Annotated in this window: 18 protein-coding genes; 6 read left to right on the forward strand and 12 right to left on the reverse strand. The window is 48.1% G+C overall.

Annotation, left to right across the window (positions count from 1 at the left end; translation table 11 throughout):
- Nucleotides 1-13: 13 nt before the first annotated feature.
- Nucleotides 14-1,657 carry an ABC-F family ATP-binding cassette domain-containing protein gene (locus KW844_RS22080; protein ID WP_218378960.1) on the reverse strand — a complete coding sequence of 548 codons (1,644 nt, stop codon included), beginning with the start codon at nucleotides 1,655-1,657 and terminating at the stop codon, nucleotides 14-16.
- 201 nt (nucleotides 1,658-1,858) lie between these two features.
- On the opposite strand from KW844_RS22080, the gene KW844_RS22085 reads away from it, so the two are divergent.
- From KW844_RS22085 to murI, 3 genes are all read left to right on the forward strand, one after another.
- Complete coding sequence (locus tag KW844_RS22085) at nucleotides 1,859-2,293, forward strand: hypothetical protein (RefSeq protein ID WP_218378961.1); 435 nt, start codon at nucleotides 1,859-1,861, stop codon at nucleotides 2,291-2,293.
- A 66-nt stretch (nucleotides 2,294-2,359) separates the two neighbouring features.
- Nucleotides 2,360-3,016, forward strand: coding sequence for a carbonic anhydrase (locus tag KW844_RS22090; protein ID WP_218378962.1), 657 nt, complete (start codon nucleotides 2,360-2,362; stop codon nucleotides 3,014-3,016).
- A gap of 18 nt (nucleotides 3,017-3,034) precedes the next feature.
- A complete protein-coding gene (murI, locus tag KW844_RS22095; protein WP_218378963.1) occupies nucleotides 3,035-3,862 on the forward strand; it encodes a glutamate racemase in 828 nt (275 codons plus the stop codon).
- A gap of 604 nt (nucleotides 3,863-4,466) precedes the next feature.
- Here the strand turns inward: murI and KW844_RS22100 are convergent.
- From KW844_RS22100 to KW844_RS22135, 8 genes are all read right to left on the reverse strand, one after another.
- A complete protein-coding gene (locus KW844_RS22100; RefSeq protein ID WP_218378964.1) occupies nucleotides 4,467-6,524 on the reverse strand; it encodes a S9 family peptidase in 2,058 nt (685 codons plus the stop codon).
- Between the two features lie 42 nt (nucleotides 6,525-6,566).
- A complete protein-coding gene (locus KW844_RS22105) occupies nucleotides 6,567-7,949 on the reverse strand; it encodes a Gfo/Idh/MocA family protein (RefSeq protein ID WP_218378965.1) in 1,383 nt (460 codons plus the stop codon).
- Nucleotides 7,950-8,166: 217 nt separating this feature from the next.
- Nucleotides 8,167-8,931, reverse strand: coding sequence for a succinate dehydrogenase/fumarate reductase iron-sulfur subunit (locus tag KW844_RS22110; RefSeq protein ID WP_218378966.1), 765 nt, complete (start codon nucleotides 8,929-8,931; stop codon nucleotides 8,167-8,169).
- 50 nt (nucleotides 8,932-8,981) lie between these two features.
- Nucleotides 8,982-10,955: a fumarate reductase/succinate dehydrogenase flavoprotein subunit gene (locus KW844_RS22115; protein WP_218378967.1), complete on the reverse strand. Its 1,974-nt coding sequence runs from the start codon at nucleotides 10,953-10,955 to the stop codon at nucleotides 8,982-8,984.
- 19 nt (nucleotides 10,956-10,974) lie between these two features.
- Complete coding sequence (locus tag KW844_RS22120) at nucleotides 10,975-11,661, reverse strand: succinate dehydrogenase cytochrome b subunit (protein ID WP_218378968.1); 687 nt, start codon at nucleotides 11,659-11,661, stop codon at nucleotides 10,975-10,977.
- Nucleotides 11,662-11,762: 101 nt separating this feature from the next.
- The gene (locus KW844_RS22125; RefSeq protein ID WP_073083787.1) at nucleotides 11,763-12,326 is read right to left on the reverse strand and encodes a hypothetical protein; all 564 of its coding nucleotides are present in this window, start codon (nucleotides 12,324-12,326) and stop codon (nucleotides 11,763-11,765) included.
- A gap of 29 nt (nucleotides 12,327-12,355) precedes the next feature.
- On the reverse strand, nucleotides 12,356-13,174 hold the full coding sequence (gene murQ, locus KW844_RS22130) for an N-acetylmuramic acid 6-phosphate etherase (RefSeq protein ID WP_218378969.1): 819 nt from the start codon (nucleotides 13,172-13,174) through the stop codon (nucleotides 12,356-12,358).
- Between the two features lie 20 nt (nucleotides 13,175-13,194).
- Nucleotides 13,195-14,043: an N-acetylglucosamine kinase gene (locus KW844_RS22135; RefSeq protein ID WP_218378970.1), complete on the reverse strand. Its 849-nt coding sequence runs from the start codon at nucleotides 14,041-14,043 to the stop codon at nucleotides 13,195-13,197.
- Nucleotides 14,044-14,201: 158 nt separating this feature from the next.
- Here KW844_RS22135 and KW844_RS22140 point away from each other — a divergent pair, with 158 nt between their 5' ends.
- A complete protein-coding gene (locus KW844_RS22140) occupies nucleotides 14,202-15,806 on the forward strand; it encodes a S41 family peptidase (RefSeq protein ID WP_218378971.1) in 1,605 nt (534 codons plus the stop codon).
- Nucleotides 15,807-16,673: 867 nt separating this feature from the next.
- Here KW844_RS22140 and KW844_RS22145 read toward each other — a convergent pair.
- Nucleotides 16,674-18,791 (reverse strand): carboxy terminal-processing peptidase, encoded by a 2,118-nt coding sequence (locus KW844_RS22145; protein ID WP_218378972.1) that lies wholly within the window; start codon nucleotides 18,789-18,791, stop codon nucleotides 16,674-16,676.
- A 172-nt stretch (nucleotides 18,792-18,963) separates the two neighbouring features.
- A complete protein-coding gene (locus KW844_RS22150) occupies nucleotides 18,964-20,184 on the reverse strand; it encodes a sorbosone dehydrogenase family protein (protein WP_218378973.1) in 1,221 nt (406 codons plus the stop codon).
- A 120-nt stretch (nucleotides 20,185-20,304) separates the two neighbouring features.
- On the opposite strand from KW844_RS22150, the gene KW844_RS22155 reads away from it, so the two are divergent.
- On the forward strand, nucleotides 20,305-21,558 hold the full coding sequence (locus KW844_RS22155) for an MFS transporter (RefSeq protein ID WP_218378974.1): 1,254 nt from the start codon (nucleotides 20,305-20,307) through the stop codon (nucleotides 21,556-21,558).
- Between the two features lie 101 nt (nucleotides 21,559-21,659).
- Here the strand turns inward: KW844_RS22155 and KW844_RS22160 are convergent, their stop codons facing one another.
- A complete protein-coding gene (locus tag KW844_RS22160; protein WP_218378975.1) occupies nucleotides 21,660-22,154 on the reverse strand; it encodes a YkgJ family cysteine cluster protein in 495 nt (164 codons plus the stop codon).
- A 164-nt stretch (nucleotides 22,155-22,318) separates the two neighbouring features.
- Between KW844_RS22160 and gcvP the strand changes: the two genes are divergently transcribed.
- On the forward strand, nucleotides 22,319-25,180 hold the full coding sequence (gene gcvP, locus KW844_RS22165) for an aminomethyl-transferring glycine dehydrogenase (protein ID WP_218378976.1): 2,862 nt from the start codon (nucleotides 22,319-22,321) through the stop codon (nucleotides 25,178-25,180).
- Nucleotides 25,181-25,244: the final 64 nt, after the last annotated feature.

The following is a 25,244-nucleotide window of genomic DNA, read 5'->3' on the forward strand; positions in this document are numbered from 1 at the left end:
TATACAATTTGAATTAGGCTAATACCGGTGTACCGTACATTTCGGCGCGGAGCGCTTTCACGCGTTCGTCTGACAGGTACTCGTCGAATGACATCATTCTGTCGATGATACCTTTAGGTGTCAGCTCGATGATACGGGTAGCAACGGATTGCATGAAGGCGTGGTCATGTGTGGTAAACAGCACAATACCTTTGTAGTTCATCATGCTTTCGTTGAATGACTGGATAGATTCCAGGTCAAGGTGGTTGGTAGGTTCATCGAGGATGATTACGTTAGGGTCCTGGAGCATCATACGACTCACCATGCAACGTACTTTTTCACCACCGCTGAGCACGGAGGTTTTCTTCATGATCTCATCTCCGCCGAACAGCATTTTACCGAGGAAGCCACGCAGGAAAGGCTCATCAACATCGGTTACATGCGCAGGCACGTACTGACGTAACCAGTCCATCAGGTTTACATCTTTATTGGTAAAAAATTCTGCGTTATCATTTGGCAGGTAGGCGGTAGTAACGGTAGTACCCCATTCAAACTTACCACCATCGGCAGGCAGTTCATTGTTAATAACCTGGAAGAAGGTAGTCAGCGCCAGGTGGTCCTTAGACATGAAGGCGATTTTATCTCCCTTATTAACAGAGAAGGAAACATCGGTAAACAGTTTGCGACCGTCTACTGATTTATCCAGTTTCTCAACATTGAGGATCTGGTTACCAACTTCGCGCTGTTGTTTGAAGATGATACCAGGGTATTTGCGGTTTGAAGGCTGGATATCTTCGATAACCAGTTTCTCGAGTGCTTTCTTACGGGAGGTAGCCTGTTTGGATTTGGAAGCGTTCGCAGAGAAGCGGGCGATAAAGTCCATGAGGTCTTTACGCTTGTCTTCCATTTTCTTGTTCTTATCTGCGATCTGGCGGGCCATCAGTTGGGATGATTCGTACCAGAAGGAATAGTTACCGCTGAAGATCTGGATTTTGGCGCGATCTACGTCGGCTACATGCGTACAAACGGCATCGAGGAAGTGACGGTCGTGGGATACTACGATCACGATGTTTTCGTAGTCGGCCAGGAAGTTTTCCAGCCATCCGATCGTTTCCACGTCGAGGTCATTCGTAGGCTCATCGAGCAGGAGTATGTCCGGGTTACCGAACAGTGCCTGAGCGATGAGGACACGTACTTTGATGTTACCTGCCACGTCTTTCATGAGGATGTTGTGGAGGTCTTCTTTTACGCCGAGGTCGCCCAGAAGTACACCTGCATCGCTTTCCGCGGTATAGCCGCCCATTTCACCATATTCGCCTTCGAGTTCACCTGCGCGGATACCATCCTCTTCGGTGAAATCTTCTTTGGCATATATTTCGTCGCGCTCTTTGGCAATTTCCCAGAGCTTTTTGTTGCCCATTAATACTGCATTCAGCACCGTAACTTCATCAAATTCAAAGTGGTTCTGCTTCAGTACGCTCATGCGCTCGCCGGGAGTAATCTCCACGGTGCCTTTGTTCGGCTCGATCTCTCCGGACAGGATTTTCAGGAAAGTGGACTTTCCTGCTCCATTAGCCCCAATAACACCATAGCAGTTCCCTTTTGTGAAATTGAGGTTAACTTCGTCAAACAGTACTCTCTTACCGAAAGAGAGCGTTACGTTTTTAACACTGATCATGCTTGCTAAGTAAATTTTGAAGCGGCAAAGTTACGAATATATACCGGGGATTCCAAGTGAATGGAGCAATAGTAAGAGAAGTATAACTTTTGCATCAAATCATTTTAGAATTAATTTTTTATATATTAGAGAGATTATTATATTAATTCTTCTATGATCCCACTTACCCTTTAGGTTCAGGAGATAAAACAGCCCTTACTAATGATAGAGACAAAGCCACCCACCAATTATTACACGGAGGTTCATAAAATCAGCAAGCTACTGGCGTCACAAATCTCCCTCGATATCATCATTGAGCAATCCCTGCTTGTGCCTGATGATACCAGGCTGGTCATTCAACGGATAAATGTCAATTGCCCGTCCGATCAAATGATTAAGGCAGAGCTGCCTGTCTCAACATCTTCCAGGGGATTCAGGCGTACAAGAATACTAGTCAGGATATTCCTGGCATTTCTGTTGACGATGGTTATAGCCCTGGAACTATTCAAAAATTCTGGCATGACGCTTTTCTATCTGAGCTTAATAGGAATAATGGAGGTTGCTATAAGGATCTTTTGCAGAGATGAAATCCCACCTACGCCCAAAAGTCTGTTCCTGGATCGGTTAGCCGAGGAAATTGAGTTAAAGAACAATTAGTTATCACCTTTTGTGTACGCCGAAAGCCATTCCTGCCGTATCTTTAGCGCATAAAATACTAGCGCTATGACTGATTACAATCAGGTTTTTGAGAACAACAGAAAATGGGTAGCTTCCAAAACCGCTACTGAAACTGATTTTTTTGAGAAAATGGCTGACTCCCAATCTCCGAAGTACCTCTATATCGGTTGCAGCGACAGCCGGGTACCCACCAATGAGATTATGGGCCTGGAAGCGGGTGAAGTATTTGTACACCGTAACATTGCTAACCTGGTACCCAATACCGACCTCAACGTTATGGCAGTGATCAACTATGCCGTGGTACACCTGGAAGTGAAGCATATAGTCGTTTGTGGCCACTACAACTGTGGTGGTGTAAAAGCCGCTATGCAACCAAAGGACCTCGGTATCCTGAACCCATGGCTACGCAATATCCGTGACGTTTACCGCCTGCACATGGATGAACTCAACGCCATCCCTGATGAGCATGATCGCTATAACCGCCTCGTAGAGCTCAATGTACAGGAACAATGCATCAACATCATCAAGACAGCAGCGGTACAGAAAATGTATACAGCTAAAGGATTTCCTACCGTACACGGTTGGGTATATGACCTGAAAAATGGTATGCTGAAAGATTTGCAGATCGACTTTGAAGGCGTACTGCACGAAATTCAGAAGATCTATGATCTGACCGGATCAGGCCTGATGCAAAAAGATTAATACCAAAAACAACTGACCATGGGGCCAATCGGGGTTTTCGATTCCGGCTATGGCGGACTTACCGTTCTCAAAGAAATTGTAACGGAGCTGCCGCAGTACGACTATATCTATCTGGGAGATAATGCACGCGCACCGTATGGTAACCGCGGTTTTGATACTATTCACACTTACACGCTGCAGTGTGTACAGCGACTATTCGACATGGGTTGTCCGCTCGTGGTGCTGGCATGCAATACCGCTTCGGCAAAGGCGCTACGCACTATTCAGCAAAAGGACCTGCCTCGCATTGCGCCTGACAACAGAGTATTGGGGGTAATACGACCCACAACTGAAATGGTTGGCTCTATTACACAATCAGGTGAAGTTGGCATATTAGCTACTAACGGTACCGTATCATCGCAGTCATACCCGATAGAGATTGCTAAATTTTTCCCGAATGTAAAAGTATTTCAGCAGGCTTGCCCGATGTGGGTGCCGTTGATAGAAAATAATGAGCATGAAGCTGACGGGGCTGACTACTTCGTAAAGGAATATTTAGATAAAATCCTGTCTCAATCCACCAATATCGACACCCTGGTATTGGCCTGCACGCACTACCCATTATTGCTGCGTAAGATCCGTCAACATGTGCCTGGCGGTGTTACCGTGTTAGGACAAGGCAAGCTGGTGGCGAGGAGCCTGAAAGATTACCTGCATCGACATCCGGAAATGGAACAGCGACTGAGTAAAAGCGGTAAGCAATCATTTTACACTACAGATGATCCGGGAATTTTTGACCAGATGGCAGAGATATTTTTTGGGAAGACAGTAACGTCAGCAAAGATTGAGGCAGAAAAATTGAAATAGTCGAAAGAAATTCTGTTGAAACAAATTCTCTATAACGGTTGCATCATGAAGATGCAGCCGTTTTTTTTATCGTACATTCTCCTCCCACCCTATACGCGGTTGCCCCCGCGAAGAGAACTCCCGGAGCAACAACCGCACAAACATTGTACGGCTTAATGTACAATATCTGCCGTCGAACCATCAATTCTACAACGACATGGGAATCTATAGACTCCACCACGTGGATGCCATACTCTTACACCGCGGATCTTTCGATAGGGCGTAAATACCCAGCCATTGATACAATTGAATTTGCAGACTTTCATATTAAAATTTTGAAACGCTACCAATCAATCACCCTGGTAGCTGTGGGTGATTTTACCTGATGGTAAAATGAAGTCTTAGAGTGGAGAGAAAAATAACCTGGATGTTAAGCCGCATCCAGGTTGGAATTTTAGCACTTAGAAAAGTGTGTTTCAAATATTTTAATATGATACTACTAAGGTAGTATACCTAATTATATTTACCAAAAAAATTAGCATATTTATTTCAAAACAAAACCCTTACCAATACTACATTACACAGTATTGATAAGGATTTTATCAAAATGAAAAAACTAATAAAGTTAGTCAACCTTTTCCTTTCCGCTGATCTTAAGTAAAAACGCATATTCCATCGCTTTTTCCTTCAGCGCTTCAAACCTTCCGCTCGCACCACCGTGTCCTGTTTCCATATCCGTATGCAGTAACAACAGGTTGTTATCCGTTTTTAACTCGCGCAACTTAGCCACCCATTTTGCAGGCTCCCAATATTGCACCTGTGAATCATGTAAACCCGTTGTTACCAGCAGGTTTGGATAAGCCTTGGGTTCGACGTTATCATACGGTGAATACGACAACATATATTCATACGAATCCTTGTTTTTGGGATTACCCCACTCATCAAACTCGCCGGTTGTTAATGGAATAGTTTCATCCAGCATAGTTGTTACTACATCCACAAAGGGCACCTGCGCCACCACACCGTTCCACAGGTCGGGCCGCATGTTGATAACCGCCCCCATTAATAAGCCACCCGCGCTGCCTCCCATGGCATATAATTGCTTAGCGGAAGTATATCTCTCCCTCACCAAATACTCCCCGCAATCAACGAAGTCGGTGAAAGTATTCTTCTTCTTAAACATCTTCCCGTCTTCATACCACTGCCTTCCCATGTCTTCTCCACCACGGATATGCGCAATAGCATAGGCAAAACCGCGATTCAGCAAGCTTAACATGCCGGAGCTGAAATGCACGTCCATACTGTGTCCGTACGACCCGTACGCATACAACAACAATGGCCGGGTACCATCTTTCACAAAATCGTTACGGTATACCAGCGACACCGGGACCAGTGTACCATCCGAAACCGGCACCATCAGTCTTTCCGACGTATAATCGTTCACGTTATACCCACCCAATACTTCCTGTTGCCGCATCAACTGCTGCGCACCAGTAAGCATATCATAATCATATACAGAAGAAGGGGTCACCATAGATACATACCCATAGCGCAATACATGGCTGTCCATCTCCGGATTAGCACCTGTATAAACCGTATAGGCAGGCTCCGAAAACTGCAGGTATTCGTCTCTCCCACTCTCCCGGTGAATAATCCTGATGCGGTTAAGCCCATTGGAGCGCTCATTCAGTACCAGGAAGTTGTTAAATAACTCCAGTTCTTCCAGCAATACATCGGCGCGATGCGGGATTAGTTCTTGCCATTCCTCTCTGGACGTGCTATCCAGGCCTGCTGTCATCAGCCGGAAGTTGAGCGCATCCCAATTGGTGATGATATAGAATTTATCATCACGGTGATCGATGCTATACAGCATATCCCTTGTACGCGGATGAAAAACCCTGAAGGTGCCGTTAGGATCATCGGCAGCCAAAATCCTGCATTCACCGGTTTGTGTACTGTCACTTTCGATGACGATGAATTTGCCCGATTTCGTTTTACTTATACCAACATTGAAGGTTTCGTCTCCCTCAAAAAAAACCATTACATCCGCTGCTGCCCCCAGTGTATGGCGCATTACCTTATCCGAGCGCAACGTGTCCGGGTCTTTTCGTGTATAGAATAGCGTTAGGTTATCTGCCGCCCAGGTATAAGACGGATCTGTATCTTTGATTTCATCCGGCAGTAGCTCACCGGTTGCAAGGTCCTTGATACGAAGGGTATACTTGCGGCGACTAACCGTATCGATGCCATAGGCCAGCAGTCGCGCATCCGGACTGATAGCCAGGCCGCTCACCTGGCAGTAGTTATGCCCTTCCGCCAGCTGGTTTACGTCCAGCACAATTTCTTCCGGGTCATCCAGGCTGTTCTTTTTGCGGCAATAGATGGGGTATTCTTTTCCCTGCTCGAAGCGGGTATAGTAATAGTAGCCGTTTTTACGATAGGGCACGCCCATATCTGTTTCTTTGATACGGCCTTTCATTTCAGCAAAAAGCTGCTCCCGCAGCTCCTTTTCAGGCGCGAGAACAGCTTCGAGATAATTATTTTCCGCTGTGAGGTAATCAATTACTTTTTGATCCTCGCGGTTATTGAGCCAGTAATAATGATCTGTACGGGTATGGCCGTGGACCGAGAGTTCTTTCGCAATTTTCTCTACAGACGGTGGGGTAAGTATTTCCTGTGACATGCTGCAAAATTTTTCGATGCAGCTAAAATTAAGGAAATCCGCTTATACAATTTTCATTGCTACCGGGTCCCAGTGAATAAGTTTTTTGCTAAAATAACTTTCGTTGGAAAGCAAAGCCGGGCCTGCGGCGCGGAGGCCGAAGGAAGCATCTTCCACCACTGGTTTGCCGGTACGAACGCTGTCGAAGAAATTGATAAAGTGATCCAACCGCTCATCGTAACCTGCCGGCGCTGCATAGGAGGTAGAACTCCTTTGGGCCTGCGCGGTGGCAGTGCCATATTTTTGCTGGTATTCCTGCACGTAAGCCTTCTGATTGGCTTCAGAGAAGGTATTAAATGTATCCCAGCCACCATAGCCAGGTGCTTCCGGCAGTTTATGTTTCTTGATTTTAAAAGAGTTGCCTTCCAGCTCCATCACCCCATCGGTACCAATCAGGCGGGTATACTCGCTTCCGCCTCCGCCATCGGCGAAGTTTACACGGAGCGTCATCTGAAACGCTGCGGTGGTAGCGGTAGCCGGATAGTCGAAAATCGCCACTACTACATCCGGTACATCCCTGCCGTCTTTCCATTGTACCAGGTTACCGGTGGCGTATACACGCTCAGGACCGAGTGAACCGGTAATATAATGCATACCGGAAATCAGGTGTACGAATAAGTCGCCCGGAATGCCGGTACCATAAGCCTGATAGTTGCGCCAGCGCCAGAAGCGGTTGGCATCATACGGCATTTTAGCGGTATCTTTCAGATAACGGTCGAAGTCTACCGTTTTAGGAGAGGCATCCGGCGGAATGGAATATTGCCAGGCACCGAGAGCACTGTGGCGATCCATCACTGCTTCCACGATATTGAGCTGCCCTATTTCCCCTGCTTCGTAGCGTTTTTTAGCTTCTTTGAGGGCCACGCTGCTTACACGCTGACTACCCACCTGAAAAACAGCGTTGGTACGCTTTTGCGCGGCAATCACCTGATGCCCTTCATCGATATGTTGTACCATCGGCTTTTCGCAGTATACGGCTTTTCCTGCCTGCATGGCGTCGATGGAAATGGTATCATGCCAGAAGTCGGGCGTAGCCACGATCACCGCGTCCACGTCTCGGCGCTGCAGTATTTCGCGGTAGTCGCGGGTGGTAAACACCTGGTTACCGAATACTTCCTTTACGCGGGTCAGATGGCCATCGTATAGATCGGCCGCAGCTACAAACTCCACACCGGGTGCTTTGAGGGCGCATTTCACATCACCAAAGCCCATGATGCCCATCCCAATGCATGCTATACGGATTTTATCATTGGGAGATATTGGTTTTTCCGGTTCTAATAATGTTACTTTTTCCTGTTCACTGGCGAGGGCTGCCAATGGAGCTACACCTAGCAGTGCTGCGGTACTTCCCAGGTGTTTGATAAATTTTCTGCGCGATTCAGACATAAGGTTTCATTTCGTGGAACACATGATAGTAAATTTTCGGGGGATAATTGGTATTTGCTGTATGAGTGGTAGAAGGGATGGGGCCTTCGGTGTCATCCGGGGAGGAGCCGCACTGCGCGCCTGTAGACGTAAACTCGCTCACCGGGTCAGGTAACCATAAAAAAAGTCCTCTCCACGGAGGTGGAGAGGACCTATATTGCATCAGTCAAGTTAAAAATTACTTCTCAGAAGTAAAGCCGGCGTTGATGAACTCGCGGTTCAGGCGGGCGATATTAGTGAGAGAGATCTCTTTAGGACATTCAGCCTCACAGGCACCAGTGTTGGTACAGCTACCGAAGCCTTCTTTATCCATCTGAGCCACCATGTTGAGTGCACGGGTTCTTTTTTCAGGTTGGCCCTGTGGTAACAGTGCCAGCTGAGAAACTTTTGCCGATACGAACAGCATGGCAGAAGAGTTTTTGCAGGCAGCTACGCAGGCGCCACAACCGATACAGGCAGCAGCGGCGAAAGCCAGGTCAGCTTTATGTTTTTCTATCGGAATATTGTTAGCATCCTGGGCGTTACCGGTGTTTACGGAAACATAACCACCCGCTTCAATAATACGGTCGAAAGCAGTACGGTCTACTGTCAGATCTTTCAGTACAGGGAATGCACCGGCTCTCCATGGCTCAACAGTGATAGTATCACCGTCTTTAAAGGCGCGCATGTGCAGCTGGCAGGTAGTAGTACCGTCCCAAGGACCGTGAGCGCGACCATTAATATGCATAGAGCACATACCGCAGATACCTTCGCGGCAGTCATGATCGAAAGCAACAGGTTCTTTCCCTTCGTTGATCAGCTCTTCATTCACCACGTCGAACATTTCCAGGAAAGACATTTCGGAAGAGATGTTTTTAGCCTGCAGTGTTTCGAAATTCCCTTGCGCGTTTTTGTTTTTCTGCCTCCACACTTTAAGTGTGAGGTTCATGTTATAATGTTCCATATGCTTGGACAATTATTTGATTATTAAACCTGGCCCTGGGGCCAATTCCCTTATTTGTAGCTACGTTGAGTTGGTTTCACTTCTTCGAACACCAGTGGTTCTTTATGCAATACGTAATCGCTTGGGCCTTTGTATTCCCATGCTGCTACGTAGCTGAAGTTTTCGTCGTCACGTTTAGCTTCCCCTTCTTCTGTTTGTGATTCTTCACGGAAGTGGCCACCGCATGATTCGCGACGGTTAAGTGCATCGATACACATGAGTTCTCCCAGTTCGAGGAAGTCGGCCACGCGGCCAGCTTTTTCCAGCTCAGGGTTGAATTCATTCTCATCGCCGGGGATACGAACATCTTTATAGAATTCGCCACGCAGTACTTTAATTTCTTCGATGGCTTCTTTCAGACCTTGTTCGTTACGGGCCATACCGCATTTATCCCACATGATTTTGCCGAGCTTTTTGTGGAAGAAGTCAACCGACTTAGTTCCTTTAATGCTCATCAGTTTGGCGATGTTATCACGTACTTTGCTTTCAGCTTCAGCGAAGGCAGGGTGATCAGTAGGGATTGCCTTGACACGGATTTCGTCTGCCAGGTAGTTACCGATGGTGTAAGGCAGTACGAAGTAACCATCTGCGAGGCCTTGCATGAGTGCGGAGGCACCGAGGCGGTTAGCACCGTGATCGGAGAAGTTAGCTTCACCGAGGGAGTACAGACCAGGAACGGTTGTTTGCAGTTCATAGTCAACCCAGAGGCCGCCCATGGTATAGTGAACAGCCGGGTAGATACGCATTGGCGTTTCGTAAGGATTTTCGCCGGTAATTTTTGCGTACATATCGAAGAGGTTACCATATTTCTCAGCAACCACTTCTTTACCCAGTTTAATGATTTCTTCTTTGGATACACCGTGCATCTGGCGTTTGTTTGCTTCGATGCTGCCGTAACGTTCAATTGCTGCGGCGAAGTCGAGGTACACTGCCTGTTTGGAAGTACCAACACCGTAGCCGGCATCGCATCTTTCTTTAGCAGCGCGGGAGGCCACGTCGCGAGGTACGAGGTTACCGAATGCAGGGTAACGGCGTTCCAGGTAGTAGTCTCTTTCGTCTTCAGGGATATCGCTGGATTTGCGGTTATCGTCTTTTTTCTTTGGTACCCAGATACGACCGTCGTTACGCAGTGATTCTGACATGAGGGTCAGTTTCGACTGGTGATCACCGGAAACCGGGATACAGGTAGGGTGGATCTGTGTGAAGCAAGGGTTAGCGAAGTAAGCACCTGTTTGGGTTGCTTTCCAGGCGGCGGTTACGTTAGAACCCATTGCGTTGGTAGACAGGAAGAATACGTTACCATAACCACCGGAGCAGATCAGTACGGCGTGGCCAAAGTGGCGCTCCAGCTGACCGGTGATGAGGTTACGTGCGATGATACCACGTGCTTTACCATCGATTTTTACGATGTCGAGCATTTCGTGACGGGAGTACTGGGTAACGTTACCCAGGGCTACCTGACGCTCCAGTGCAGAGTAAGCACCGAGGAGCAGCTGCTGACCGGTTTGACCCGCAGCGTAGAAAGTACGTTGTACCTGTGTACCACCGAAAGAACGGTTAGACAGCAGACCACCGTATTCGCGGGCAAAGGGAACACCCTGTGCCACACATTGGTCGATGATGTTGCCGCTCACTTCAGCCAGACGGTGTACGTTGGCTTCGCGGGAACGGTAGTCACCACCTTTTACCGTATCATAAAACAGACGGTAAACAGAGTCACCATCGTTCTGGTAGTTTTTAGCAGCATTGATACCACCCTGCGCAGCAATACTGTGCGCACGGCGTGGGCTATCCTGAAAGCAGAATGCTTTAACCTTGTATCCCAGTTCACCTAATGAAGCCGCTGCTGAAGCACCAGCCAAACCAGTACCAATAACAATAATTTCAAGATTACGTTTATTGGCAGGGTTTACCAGCTTACAATGTCCTTTATAATCTTCCCATTTAGTATTTAATGGGCCTGCAGGAATTTTTGCGTTCAACATATATCCTAACTTTTCAGAATTATTTATTTAAATAGATCACAACGGGAATGGCAGCGAAGCCAATAGGGATGGCAACAGCAAAGAGCCAGATACCAATGAAATTGATCAATCCGTTGTATTTGGAATGGTTTAAGCCAAATGTCTGGAAAGCGCTCTTGAACCCATGCACCAGGTGGAAAGACAACGCAGCCATACCGACTACATAAAGAACTACCCACAGTGGATTTTGGAAAAGTGCGTAAGTAACGCTGTACAGATCTTTGATTGGCTCAGAAACGCCTTCGTAGGATTGGGTAGGCATTTCAGAATAGTGGAATGGCGCCCATAACTGTGCGAGATGCACAACGATAAAGATTAAGAGGATGCTTCCCATGATAGCCATTTGACGGCTGTACCAGGAGGAAGTCTGGTTACCAGGATTCACCTGGTATTTAACCGGGCGGGCAGCGCGGTTGCTGATAGTGAGCTGCAGTGCAACAAATGCATGCAATAAGATCACAATTTTCAAGCCCCAGGCGAGGAACTGAATCAGGCTGTTGTGACCCATAAACTGAGCGTAAGTGTTAAAAGCCTTACCTCCGTCTTTGTACAACAGCTGCAGGTTTCCGGCAAGATGCACGAGTACGAAACTGCAAAGAAAAAAGCCGGTAGCGCCTACCAATAACTTTTTACCGATAGAGGTATTAAAGAACTGTGACCACTTCATAAGTAAAAATCTAAGCTTCCTAGTATTAAAATAAGTTGTTGAAATGTCGGGCAAATTTAACGCAGGAAAAATTAAAACCAAATGATATTTATCAGTAAACGTTATTCCAGACGTTTCAACATGACGTTATCAATCATATTAAACAAGTGAACTGGTTGGTAGGTTCGCCACTTCTCATCCTCCAATAAATGCACATAATTGTAAAGGCGTGCCTTTTCAAATTCCTGACGGGTCTGCACGGGCATATTGAGGGCTACAATCCAACCTCCGTCGTCTTTTATGTCGTCCCACCACTCCTCATAATAACAGTCATCAGAGGAATGAAAGTTCATTACATTTTCGGCGATCAGTATAAATTTCCGGATACCTTCGGCAATCATGAGATCGATTACCTCCCGCTTGAGGGTCATAATATCATTGTCCAGGGTATCGTTCCACTCTCCCAGCAGTTCGATGATGGCAAAGCCGAACTGGTAATCGGCATATAGGACCTTCATATAGAGGTTCCTGGACCCGAACTCGTCCCATTGCGGGTGTACGTAATAGTTATATACAGTATTGGAATACTCGAACTCGCTGTATTCCCGGCCATAGAAGGGTGATAATTCGTCCTCTTCCGCCGCATACAGGTGGCGCCAGTTATAGTATGGTTCGATGTCGTGCATAGCAGGTCATTAAAACAAAATCAGTATTATCAGGCCTTTTCGTAGGCTTCCACGGCTTTTTTTACACTGCCGGCCTTCAGCAGTAACCGTTGTGCTTCTTCATAATCGGTGAGCGACAGCTGCTGCATAAGCATTTTCACACCGCGGTCTACCAGCTTGTCATTACTAAGCTGCATATTCACCATTTTATTATCCTCTACCCTTCCGAGCTGTATCATCACGGCGGTGGAGATCATATTCAGTACAAGTTTCTGTGCGGTACCACTTTTCATGCGGGTGCTACCGGTCACAAACTCCGGCCCTACCACTACTTCCACTGGGAAGTCGGCCGCAGCGGAGATAGGCGTTTCCGGGTTACAGCTGATGCTACCGGTGGTAATACCGTGTTTGCGGCATTTTTCCAGGGCGCCGATCACATAGGGAGTGGTGCCACTGGCGGCGATACCGATTACCACGTCTTTATCGGTAACCCCAAATTCCTGGAGGTCTTTCCAGCCCTGCTCCTTATTATCTTCGGCAAACTCCACTGCCTTGCGGATGGCGGCATCGCCACCGGCGATAATCCCGATCACCAGACCATGAGGTACGCCAAATGTGGGTGGGCATTCGGAAGCGTCCACAATACCCAGGCGCCCGCTGGTACCCGCACCCATATAAAATAACCGGCCACCGGCCAGCATTCTGTCTGCAATCACTGCCACCAGCTTTTCGATCTGCGGAATGGCCTTTGCCACTGCCAGGGGAACTGTCTGATCCTCTTTATTAATATTAATCAGCAACTCCTGTATGCTCATTTTTTCCAGGTGATGGTAGTGAGATTCCTGTTCAGTAACTTTTTCGAATGCCATATATGTTGTTTGAGATATAATTAATGATGAAATTCAATCAGCCCTTCCATGGGGGTGCGCATAACCCTGCCCATCGGCAGTTCATACAGCTCGCATAGCTCCTTCAGTATATCACGGAAGTTCCAGGCTACCCCTCCTACAAAATGCAGGGAGGTGGTCCAGCTCTCGCGGTACTTATATATATGATTAAAGAAGAAGTCGTTGAGCCCATCCTCCAGGATATTTTCTACCATGTAGTGCTGGCGGTTTTCTGACAAGAAAGAGGCAAACCCGGCCAGGTAACGGTTAGCCAGGGGCTTACGGTATACATTCTCCAGGATTTCATCCTTATTGGTATTGTATTTCTCGTCGAAACGCATGCGCAGCTCTTCATCAAAGGTATTGTACAGGTAGTACTGCAGCACCTTTCTCCCAAGATAAGCACCACTCCCTTCATCTCCAAGTACATATCCGAGGCCCGGATTGTTCTTGATAATGCCATTTCCATCGTAATAACAGCTGTTGGAACCGGTGCCGAGGATGCTGGCAATGCCAGGCCCGCGGCCACATAATGCCCTTGCGGCGCCCATCAGATCGTGGTCTACCTCTATATAACTGTCGGGCCATACGATTTTCAGAGCTTCGGTTACCCCTGCGATATTCTTAGGTTGTGATAACCCTGTACCATAGAAATAAATTTCATCTATATGTATATTAGCAGGTAACTGCGGGATGAGTTCCTGACGGAATATCTGTACAATCTGTTCAACAGTTTGAAAGTAAGGACTTATGCCCTGTGTTCTGTAGGGTCCGGGGGCGGCAGCACCGAGGAGGCCCCATTCAGCCTTTGTAGATCCGCTGTCAGCTATCAGCTTTATTTTTCCAGGCATGTCCGTTTATTTATCAATTTAAAGAATCGTAAAAGTTTGCACCCGAATTATGCTATTTTTGTCACAATTTAAACAAAAGCGTTCCATAAAAACAAATAGGGCGCTGGAAGTTTAGGTTGTAAGATTGGTCATAAATTTAGCGGGATAATAATCAAAATATGTCTAACAGGAAGCTGAATGTTTTTTTACCCATATTAATGGCAGTGGTGCTGGCGCTGGGAATGTTTCTGGGCCACAAGATGCCAGGTTCCAACACCGGCAGTAATACAATATTCTTTGCCAAAGCCAACAGAGGTCCCCTGCAGGAAGTACTGGATCTCATAAAAATGAAATATGTAGACACCATTAATACGGATGATCTTCAGCAGGAGGCCATAGAGGGCATGCTTATGCACCTGGACCCTCACTCGGTTTATATTCCCCCTTCGCAGCTGCAGCAGGTAAACGAAGACCTGGAAGGCAACTTTGAAGGTATCGGCGTAGAGTTTAACATCACGGCGGATACGGTTAATGTAGTAGCTGTAATCAGTGGCGGTCCGTCTGAGGCAGCTGGTTTGCAAACGGGAGATAAAATCCTGAAGGTGGGCGATAGTACCGTTGCCGGCAACAATATCACTACAGAAAAAATCCGCAAGCTCCTCCGCGGGCCGAAAGATTCGGAAGTAACCACTACCCTGCTCCGTAATGGTAAACAAATCACGGCTAAAATCAAACGTGGCCTCATTCCTATATATAGCGTAGATGCCAGCTACATGATAGCGCCGGCAGTAGGTTATATCAAAATCAGCAAATTTTCCGCCACCACCTACGATGAATTTATGAATGCCATGCGCAAATTACAACGCGCCGGCATGCAAAAGCTTATCATCGACGTACGGCAGAACCCGGGCGGATTTATGGACGCCGCTACCCGCATCCTGGATGAACTGCTGGACGAGCCTAAGCTGCTGGTGTACACCAAAGGAAAAGACTTCCCTAAGGCCGAATTCAAAACCAAGCGCCCGGGCATGTTTGAAAAAGGCGCCCTCGCCATCCTCACGGACGAAGGCTCTGCCTCTGCCAGTGAAATCGTTGCCGGTGCCATACAGGACTGGGATCGTGGCACCATTATCGGCCGCCGCACCTTTGGTAAGGGACTTGTACAGGAACAATATGACCTGGATAACGGCGGTGCATTACGCCTCACCGTTGCCCGGTACTACATACCATCTAACCGTAGTATCCAGAAACCTTACGGTAACGGCCATGCTGCCTATGATGATGACATCACCGAACGCTTTACGCATGGCGAACTGGTGAATAAAGACAGTATTCGTATAACCGATACCGTACCTTATAAAACGCATAGCGGCCGGCGTGTATACGGTGGCGGTGGTATCACCCCGGATATCTTTGTGCCATTCGATACCTCCCGTTTCTCCACCACCCTGATGGCGATTTACACCCGGAATACCTTCAGCAACTTTGCTTACCAGTATTTCACCAGCCACAAGGATGCGTTCAAACAATATAAAGACGCACAGGATTTTACGAATAAATTCCAGACCACGCCCGACATTTTTAATGAGTTCAAGGCATTTGCCAAAACAGACAGCATTCCTGGCATGGATAAGATCAGCGCCAAGGATGAAGCAGAGATCAAGTCAAGGATTAAAGCGCTGATGGCGCGGCAGCTGTACAGAACAGAAGGGTTCTATGAAACGATCAATACAACTGATCCGGTAGTGAAGAAAGCGCTGGAAACGTTGGAGACAGAGAAATAATAGTTATACTATATTTTATAGGCCCCGGGACTTGTAGTTCCGGGGTTTTGTTTTTTAGGGAGATGTTAGCGAAGTTTTCAACCGGGACCTTCGGTCCCGGTTGGGGGGAGGGCCCTGCGGCCCTGGGACCCGCTTCACAGGCGGTTTTAGCAAGGTTAAGGTAGCAATTTGGGGAGGGGCGCGGCCCTGGCACCCGCTTTACAGGCGTTTTTAGCAAGGTCAAAGGTAGCAATTTGGGGAGGGGCGCGGCCCTGGGACCCGCTTTAATGGCGGTTTTAGCAAGGTTAAGGTAACAATTTGGGGAGGAGCGCGGCCCTGGGACCCGCTTTAATGGCGGTTTTAGCAAGGTTAAGGTAACAATTTGGGGAGGAGCGCGGCCCTGGGACCCGCTTTAATGGCGGTTTTAGCAAGGTCAAGGTAACAATTTGGGGAGGAGCGCGGCCCTGGGACCCGCTTTAATGGCGTTTTTAGCAAGGTTAAGGTAGCAATTTGGGGAGGGGCGCGGCCCTGGGACCCGCTTTAATGCGGTTTTAGCAAGGTTAAGGTAACAATTTGGGGAGGGGCGCGGCCCTGGGACCCGCTTTAATGGCGGTTTTAGCAAGGTTAAGGTAACAATTTGGGGAGGAGCGCGGCCCTGGGACCCGCTTTAACCGCGTTTTGGGTGGAGTTGCCGTAACGATTATACTGGAGAGATCAAGCACCACACAGTTGCCGGCAGCCTGCATCTTCTACAGCCCTCAACGGAGGCTCAAAAGCTACAGCTGCGCGCAGCGCAGCCCCACCCGCATGACACCGAAGGTGTCATGCAAAAAAAGAGAGGATGCCAAAGGCATCCTCCCAAAAAAATGTATGATCAATTAAAAGCGATTACTGCTGCTTACGCTGCATCTTAGGTAACGTCTGGGCAATCAGGTCATTCATCACATTCACCGCTTCGTCCAGATAGATATCTTTAGTTCTGGCTTTCAACCAGTCTTTGTTACGGGCGATTTTGGTGGTGTCATTACCGATTTTATCCAGGTCCACTTTCATGGAGGAGATGTTCAGCTCTTTCACTTTATCGTTTACGGTGTCGTATTTCTTCAGTGCGGCGGTGTTCACTTTCTGCTCTGCTTTATAGGTAGCGAGGTTAAGTGAATAACTCTCCTGTTTTTCGAGTTTTTTCAGCGTAGCGAGGTTTTCGTTCAGCAGTTTAAATGCGGCGCTGTTAGCCATTCTCTTTTCGCTGCTCTTTTTAAGCGTCTCTGCGTTCACCGGGTTAGACCAGATTTCGTAGTTGGATTTAGGAATTTCATCCCAGGCCAGTGCGTCGCTGTCTTTACGCTCAGACACTTCATAGTAAGGATCTGGCAGCACGATATCGGAAGAAACGCCTTTCAGCTGAGTGGAACCACCGTTAGCACGGTAGAATTTCTGCTGGGTGAGTTTCAGGGCACCGAGGCTCTGACCATCTTTCACAGGATAGAAATCATCCAGGGAGAATAGGCGCTGAACGGTACCTTTACCGAAGGTTTGCTGGCTACCGATGATCACGGCGCGTTTGTAATCCTGCATGGCTGCTGCGAGGATTTCGGAGGCGGAGGCACTGTATTCATTAACCATGATAGCCAGTGGTCCGTCGTACTGCACGCTTTTATCACGGTCACGCAGTACAATGGCGTCCCCACCTCTGGAGCGTACCTGCACTACCGGGCCTTCAGGAATGAAGAGACCGGCCATTTCCACTACTTCCGGCAGTGAGCCACCACCGTTGAAGCGGAGATCGAGGATGATACCTTCTACTTTTTCTGCTTTCAGCTTAGCTACTTCTTTGGCAACATCAGCGGCACAACGGGCGCCGTTGCGGTCGTTGAAGTCGGAGTAGAATTCCGGCAGGTAGATGTAACCAATTTTATGTGTACCGTTGATCACGGCTGATTTGGCAAATGTTTCCTCCTGGATGATTTCATCACGAACGATCGGGATCACTTTCACGGTACCGTCTACACTTTTCACGGTGAGTTTAACGGTGGTGCCTTTGTTACCACGAATCAGTTTCACTGCATCTTCAACCGGGTAGCCGGTGATATCTACCGCTTCCTTATCGCCCTGTGCCACTTTCTGGATCACATCATTTACTTTCAGGTGGCCTTCCTTCCAGCTTGGGCTACCGGTAATGATGCTGAGGACTTTGATTTTACCGTCTTCTTCTTTCAGTCCGGCACCGATACCAAAGAATTTACCGGCCATTTGTTCTTCGAACTGACGCTTTTCATCAGGCGGGAAGTAGTCGGTATGTGGGTCCATGGTGGTGGTGATGGCGTTCACGTACAGGCTGAAACGGTCGTTATCATCCTGGCGGTTTTTAATCCTTTCGAAGTAGCGGTCGTATACCTTTTTCACTTTCTCCCGTGCTTCGGCTTCCAGTTGCTGGTCTGTTTTATTCTTAACGCTGTCTTCTTTAGATTTCTCGCGGGTTTCCTGGAGATCGGTGAGCTTTTCCAGGGTGCGGTATTTCAGCATTTTTCTCCAGGCTTCGTACCTGGCTACGGAGTCAACCGGGTATTCCACCTTATCCACATCCAGTACTACGCTCTCATCTTTTGAAAAATCAAAAGGTTGTGAGAGAATAGCCGGATAGATAGCGGAAGCCTCTGCCACTCTTTGTTTGATGATGGTGTTGATGTTGCGGAAGCAGTCCAGCTGCGCGCCTTTCAGTTCATCATCGATATGTGTGGAGAGGGGGCCCAGTCTGTCGATATCGCTTTTCAGGAAGAACTTCTTCTCTACGTCCAGGCTACGGAGGTATTTATTGAAAGCTTCTTTGGAGAAAGCATCGTCTATTGGTTTGGGTTGGTAGTGGCCCTCTTTCAGCATTTGCCCTACCAGGTTCATGATCACTTCATACCGACCAGGAGGATCGTCTGAAAGACCAAGTTTGGTAAAGGCGAGTACACCAGCGGAAAGGCTGATCAGCACTACCGGGATTATCACTTTCAGTCTCATATGTAACACTATTGAACAAAAATATTCTCAAATCAAATATAAAGTAAATTCATCCGCTACCAGCTGAATTATCTTCCTTTTTAACAAAAATTTGGCCGGGCTGAAATGCCCGTCCTCCTTAAGTTGATAACGATTAAGGCAGTGGTTATGTTTGGATCTATGGCCGGAATAATTAATCTTTTACCAATTTATACACAGCTCCTTTAAAACCGTTGCTGGTGGAGGCGCTGGTGAGCATATACAGTTCTCCGTGTTCGTCCTGGCCCCAGCTGAGAATCTGGAGGTTATCGGCCGGACGGTTAGAAAACTGTAAATCAGCGCGTTCCCATTTACTACCGTTTTGTATCAAGACAAAAGCCTTGCCATTATAATCACCAAAAACGTATAGGCCTTTCAGTGATGGTATGGCGGAACCACGATATACATAACCACCTGTTATACTGATACCGAGGTCGTGATCATACTCATGTATCGGGGCAATGAGCTTAGATTTATCCGTACCGGCGGGTACGTTGAAGTCGTGGTAACCTTCCATAATACGCCAGCCATAGTTCCCTCCTTTGCGGATGATGTCTACTTCTTCGTACAGGTTTTGTCCTACATCACCGGTAAAGAGGCGGCCATTGGCCTTATCGAAAGAAAAGCGCCATGGGTTACGCAGGCCATAGGCCCATATTTCAGGCTTAGCACCGGCTGTTTTCACGAAAGGATTATCGGCCGGCACCTTGTATGGCGTACCATTTACATCGATGCGGATAATTTTCCCCAGGATGGTGCCCAGGTCCTGGCCATTACCGATGGTACCGTGTTTATCTCCACCACCGCCGCCATCGCCGAGGCCTACGTAAAGGTAGCCATCAGGGCCAAACTCCAGCTGACCGCCGTTATGATTGGATTCAGGCTGGTTCAGCTCCAGCAATACCCTTTCGGATTTAGGGTCTATCACGTTCGGATTGGAGGCAGAAACAGTGTATTCCACCAGTTTACTTTTATGATTCAGTCCTTTTACCGGTTTGTCAACAGGGGCGCTATAGTAGAGGTATACCTTTCGGTTTTGTTTAAACTTAGGATGAAACGCCATGCCCAGCAGGCCGCGCTCATCGTAGGCGGCGTTAACTTTCACCATCTGGTCAGTAACATCTGCAAATGGCGTGGTAAAGAGTTTACCGTTTTGCACGATCCATACTTTTCCTTCTTTCTGGCAAAAGAACAGGCGTCCGCTGCCATCGTTGGGTACCGCCATGTTTACAGGGGAGATGAATCTGTCGGTAACCAATTCCAGCTTGACTTTACGTGCTGGTGGTTCGGCATCCGGTGCGCCGGGTCCTGCTTTTACTACAAGAGCATTAAGTACAGTTAATAAGGCCAGGCCGATAAAACGATGATTTTTCATATTAGTGCAGGAATTTAGCAGGATAAAAGTAATCATCTCCCTGAAAAATAGATAAACAATTGATAAGCGGAATTACACAATTTTCTGTTTTATTTTACCTTCGTTTTAAATTTCAACAGATTGGACACAACACCTAACAGGGCGGACGCATATGCTTCACTACGTTTCCCGGAATTCAACTACTACCTTGTAATACGCTTTGCTATTGTATTCGCACTTGCCATGCAATTTGCAATCATTGAGTGGAAAGTGAATGAACTGGCGAGAGATCCGTTTGCGCTGGGTCTGATTGGATTGGCAGAGGTAATACCGGCTGTATTACTGGCCCCTTTTGCGGGCCATATTGTGGATAAACGGGAAAAACGGGGATTACTGCTGAAGTGTATAATCGCCTACCTGGTGATATCTACCGGACTGTTTTTACTCACCTGGGACAAGGCCGTACAGGGCATTCCTACCCACCGGGTGCTGATGATGATTTACGCCCTGGTATTCCTTGGCGGCGTGGTCAGAGCTTTTACGAGTCCGTCTACCTTTACTTTATTATCGTTGCTGGTACCCAAACAACTGTACGCTAACGCCTCTACCTGGAGCAGTTCCGCCTGGCAGATAGGCGGTGTACTCGGACCTGCCTTAGGTGGCTTTCTGATATACCTGTTTGGCGTGCACTGGTCCATGTTGCTGGTAGTGTTCATTTTACTGGCGCCGCTCTACAGTCTCCTTAAAATACAACCCAAACCTATTTACTATAAAAACCAGGGAGAAGGCTTCATTGAGGGCCTTACCAAGGGTATGAAGTTCGTATGGAACACCAAGGTAGTGTTGAACGCCATGGCCCTGGATATGTTTGCCGTGCTGTTTGGTGGTGCGGTGGCCATGCTGCCGGTATTTGCGACGGACGTCCTGCATGTGGGTTCCCTGGAATACGGTATCCTGAGATCCGCGCCAGCAGTAGGTTCCCTGATTACTATGTTTATTCTGGCCCACAAGCCGCTGAATAATAAGCCAGGTATTAAGCTGCTGGCGGCAGTTTTCTGCTTTGGCCTAACCATCATTGTGTTTGGATTATCTACCAGTTTTATACTGTCGCTCGCAGCGCTGCTGTTCAGTGGTGTGTTTGACGGCGTGAGTGTGGTGATCCGCCAGACGATCCTGCAATTGAAAACACCGGATGAGATGCGTGGCAGGGTGGCTTCCGTTAGCTCTATGTTTGTGGGAAGCTCCAATGAGCTGGGGGCATTTGAGAGTGGATTTATGGCAAGGGCGCTGGGGCTGGTGCCATCAGTGGTATTTGGAGGCTGTGTAACGCTGGGCGTGGTGATAACTACTTATGTTATTTCGCCGGCTATGAGGAAGCTGGATTTGAAGGCGTGATTCCCCGTAGAGCCGCAATGCTTGCGGCTCCCCGCTTTCAACCCGTTCATCAGAAGGATCAGAGCCTGGAGCCGCAAGCATTGCGGCTCTACAAGGGATTATCAGAGCTTCATTTCGTCTTTTAATCTTTCCAGTACATAATACACCGCCGGGCAGGTAGTACTGTTCATATAAGTGATATTAGGTCTTTTGAAGAAGTCGTAGCTATCAGTATAAGGATAGTTATGGCAATCACCGGGTCTTACGTCATAAATACTGCAGTAGTTGTCGTCCCCGAGAAACGGGCATGGACTGAACTTCACTACATAATCCTCGTCTTTATCGATTTTCAGATAGGTATCCATGAAGGTGGCTTCCTTCATGCCCAGGTGTTTGGAAATCCGTTTAATATCAGGTGCTTTGAAGCGTGGGCTGATGGTTTTGCAGCATCCGGCACATTCGAGGCAGTCGATTTTACTGAAAGCTTCGTCATGAAGTTTCGGGAGAAGTTTCTCAACGCCTTTACCGCGGCGTGAATTCAGTTTTTCCAGGAACTGCTTGTTAGCCTTTTGTTTATCCTTGGCTTTCTGTTCCCAGTTTTCTAAAATATTGCTCATTTGCTGCAAAGATAGGCATTTAGGCAATGGACAATACTGTGACATTCCTTTATACCGGAAATCCTCCATTTATCACTGATTTAACCAGCCTGGTGGCCGAGGTTTGGCGATTGCTAAAAATCGTCATAGCTTTGCGCATTCTATTCAAACTACCTGCTTACATCATGAATCTTTTTGATATTCAACAAAATGAATTCGTGCACCGTCACATTGGGCCGAATGAAGCTGAGAAGAGCCAGATGCTGGAAACCATCGGAACCGGCAGCCTGGATGAGCTGATCAACAAAACTGTACCTGGCGCCATCCGTATGCAGACGCCGCTGGCAGTACCTGCTGCCATGAGTGAGAGCGATTATCTGCGCCATCTCAAAGAAGTTTCACTGAAAAACCAGGTTTACCGCAGTTATATCGGTCAGGGTTATTTCGACACGATCACTCCAAGTGTGATCCTTCGCAACGTGTTCGAAAATCCAGGATGGTATACCCAGTACACCCCGTACCAGGCAGAAATTTCTCAGGGCCGCCTGGAAAGTCTGCTGAACTACCAGACCATGGTGAGCGACCTGACCGGATTGCCTATTGCCAATGCTTCCCTGCTGGATGAAGCTACTGCAGCGGCTGAAGCAATGACCATGTTCTTCAATGCACTGAACAGGGATCACGCCAACCTGAGCAGACCTAAGTTTTTCGTGGATGAACATGTGTATCCGCAGACCTTAGACGTTATCCACACCCGTGCTACCCCGCTGAACATCGAGGTGGTAACCGGTGACTATAAAGCAGCCCGGATCGATGAAAGCTATTTCGGCGCACTGGTGCAGTATCCAAACAACGTAGGCAGTGTTGAAAACTACCAGGACTTCATCGCGAAAGTTCACGGTGCCGGCGCCTATGTAGCAATGGCTACTGACCTGCTGGCACTGACCCTGCTGACCTCTCCCGGTGAGCTGGGTGCTGACGCTGCCCTGGGTTCCGCACAGCGCTTTGGTGTTCCATTGGGCTTTGGTGGTCCTCACGCGGCATTCTTTGCTGTAAAAGATGAATTCAAACGTACTATTCCAGGCCGTATCATTGGTGTGAGCATTGATGCTCAGGGTGGCCGCGCACTGCGCATGGCCCTGCAAACCCGCGAGCAGCACATCAAACGTGAGAAAGCTACTTCCAATATCTGTACTGCACAAGCGTTGCTGGCCAATATGGCGGCTATGTACGCAGTATATCACGGTCCTCAGGGCCTGAAAAACATCGCCACCCGCGTAGCCAAACTGGCCAACACCCTGGCCGGCAAACTGGTAGCGAAGGGTCTGACACTGGCATCGAACAATTTCTTCGATACCATCGTGGTAAGCGGTGCGGATGTGAAAGCTAAAGCCACCGGTGCCGGTATCAATTTCCGTTACTTCGCTAACGGTAACGTTGGTATCTCCCTGGATGAAACTACTACTATTGGTGATATCAATGATATCCTGGGTGTATTTGGCGCAGGTAATACCGATGTCAACGCAGTAAACGGCAGTGCCGTTGCTATCCAGGCAGAACTGGTACGTACCTCTCCATACCTGACCCACCCACACTTCAACAGCTATCACAGCGAATCACTGATGATGCGCTACCTGAAGCTGCTGGAAAATAAGGATCTCTCCCTCAACACCTCCATGATCTCTCTCGGTTCCTGCACCATGAAACTGAATGCAGCTTCCGAAATGATTCCATTGAGCTGGTCACACTGGAGCAAAATGCATCCATTTGCACCTAAAGATCAAACCGGCGGTTATCAGCAGATGATCACCGAGCTGGGTGATTACCTGAGCACTATCACCGGATTTGATTCCTGCAGCCTGCAACCAAACAGCGGTGCACAGGGTGAATATGCCGGCCTGCTCGTTATCCGCGATTTCCATGAGAGCCGTGGTGAAGGTCACCGTAACGTGATGCTGATCCCTATCTCTGCCCACGGTACCAACCCTGCATCCGCAGTAATGGCTGGTTTCAAGGTAGTAGTAGTAAAAGCCCTGGAAAACGGTTATATCGATGTTGCCGACCTGAAAGCAAAAGCGGAAGCACATGCTGCTGACCTCGCAGGTATCATGATCACTTATCCTTCTACCTACGGTATTTATGAGGAGAGTGTGAAAGAAATTTGTGAAACCGTTCACCAGTACGGCGGACAAGTATACATGGACGGTGCAAACATGAACGCACAGGTAGGACTCACTGCTCCTGGCCTGATTGGTGCGGACGTTTGCCACCTGAACCTGCATAAAACCTTCGCTATCCCTCACGGTGGCGGTGGTCCCGGCATGGGCCCGATCTGTGTTGCCAAACACCTGACGCCATTCCTGCCTGGTCACGTAGAGCTGAACAACGGTGCTGCCAGCAACGCTGTTTCTGCAGCCCCTTATGGTTCTGCCAGCATCCTGCTGATCTCTTACGCTTACATCCGCATGCTCGGATCTGAGGGCGTAAAAGCAGCTTCTATGTATGCGATCCTGAATGCCAACTACATGAAGGCGCGACTGGAAAAAGCATACGATATCCTGTACAGTGGCAGCAACGGTACCTGCGCACACGAGTTCATCGTGGACCTTCGTCCGTTTAAAGCTACCGCCGGTATCGAAGCGGAAGATGTAGCAAAACGCCTGATGGATTACGGCTTCCACGCTCCTACTATGAGCTTCCCGGTTGCTGGTACCATCATGATTGAGCCTACTGAAAGTGAGGATAAAGGTGAACTGGACCGCTTCTGCGATGCCATGCTTTCTATCCGCGAAGAAATCCGCGCAGTAGAAGAAGGTCGTGCAGACAAGCAGGACAACGCACTGAAAAATGCACCACATACACAGTTTGTAATCACTGCCGACGAATGGAACCATCCATACAGCCGTCAGCAGGCCGCTTACCCACTGGAATATGTGAAGCTGAATAAATTCTGGCCTTCTGTAAGCCGTGTTAATAACACTCATGGCGACAGAAACCTCATTTGCACCTGCGAACCAGTGAGTGCTTATGAAGAAGTAAACGCATAAGTTTTACCAAGAAAAGCAAAAAAGGCCGTCTCATTCGTTTGAGACGGCCTTTTACTTTTGTATT

Origin of the sequence: Chitinophaga sp. sic0106, assembly GCF_019219075.1 — a bacterium.
Classification (GTDB): domain Bacteria; phylum Bacteroidota; class Bacteroidia; order Chitinophagales; family Chitinophagaceae; genus Chitinophaga.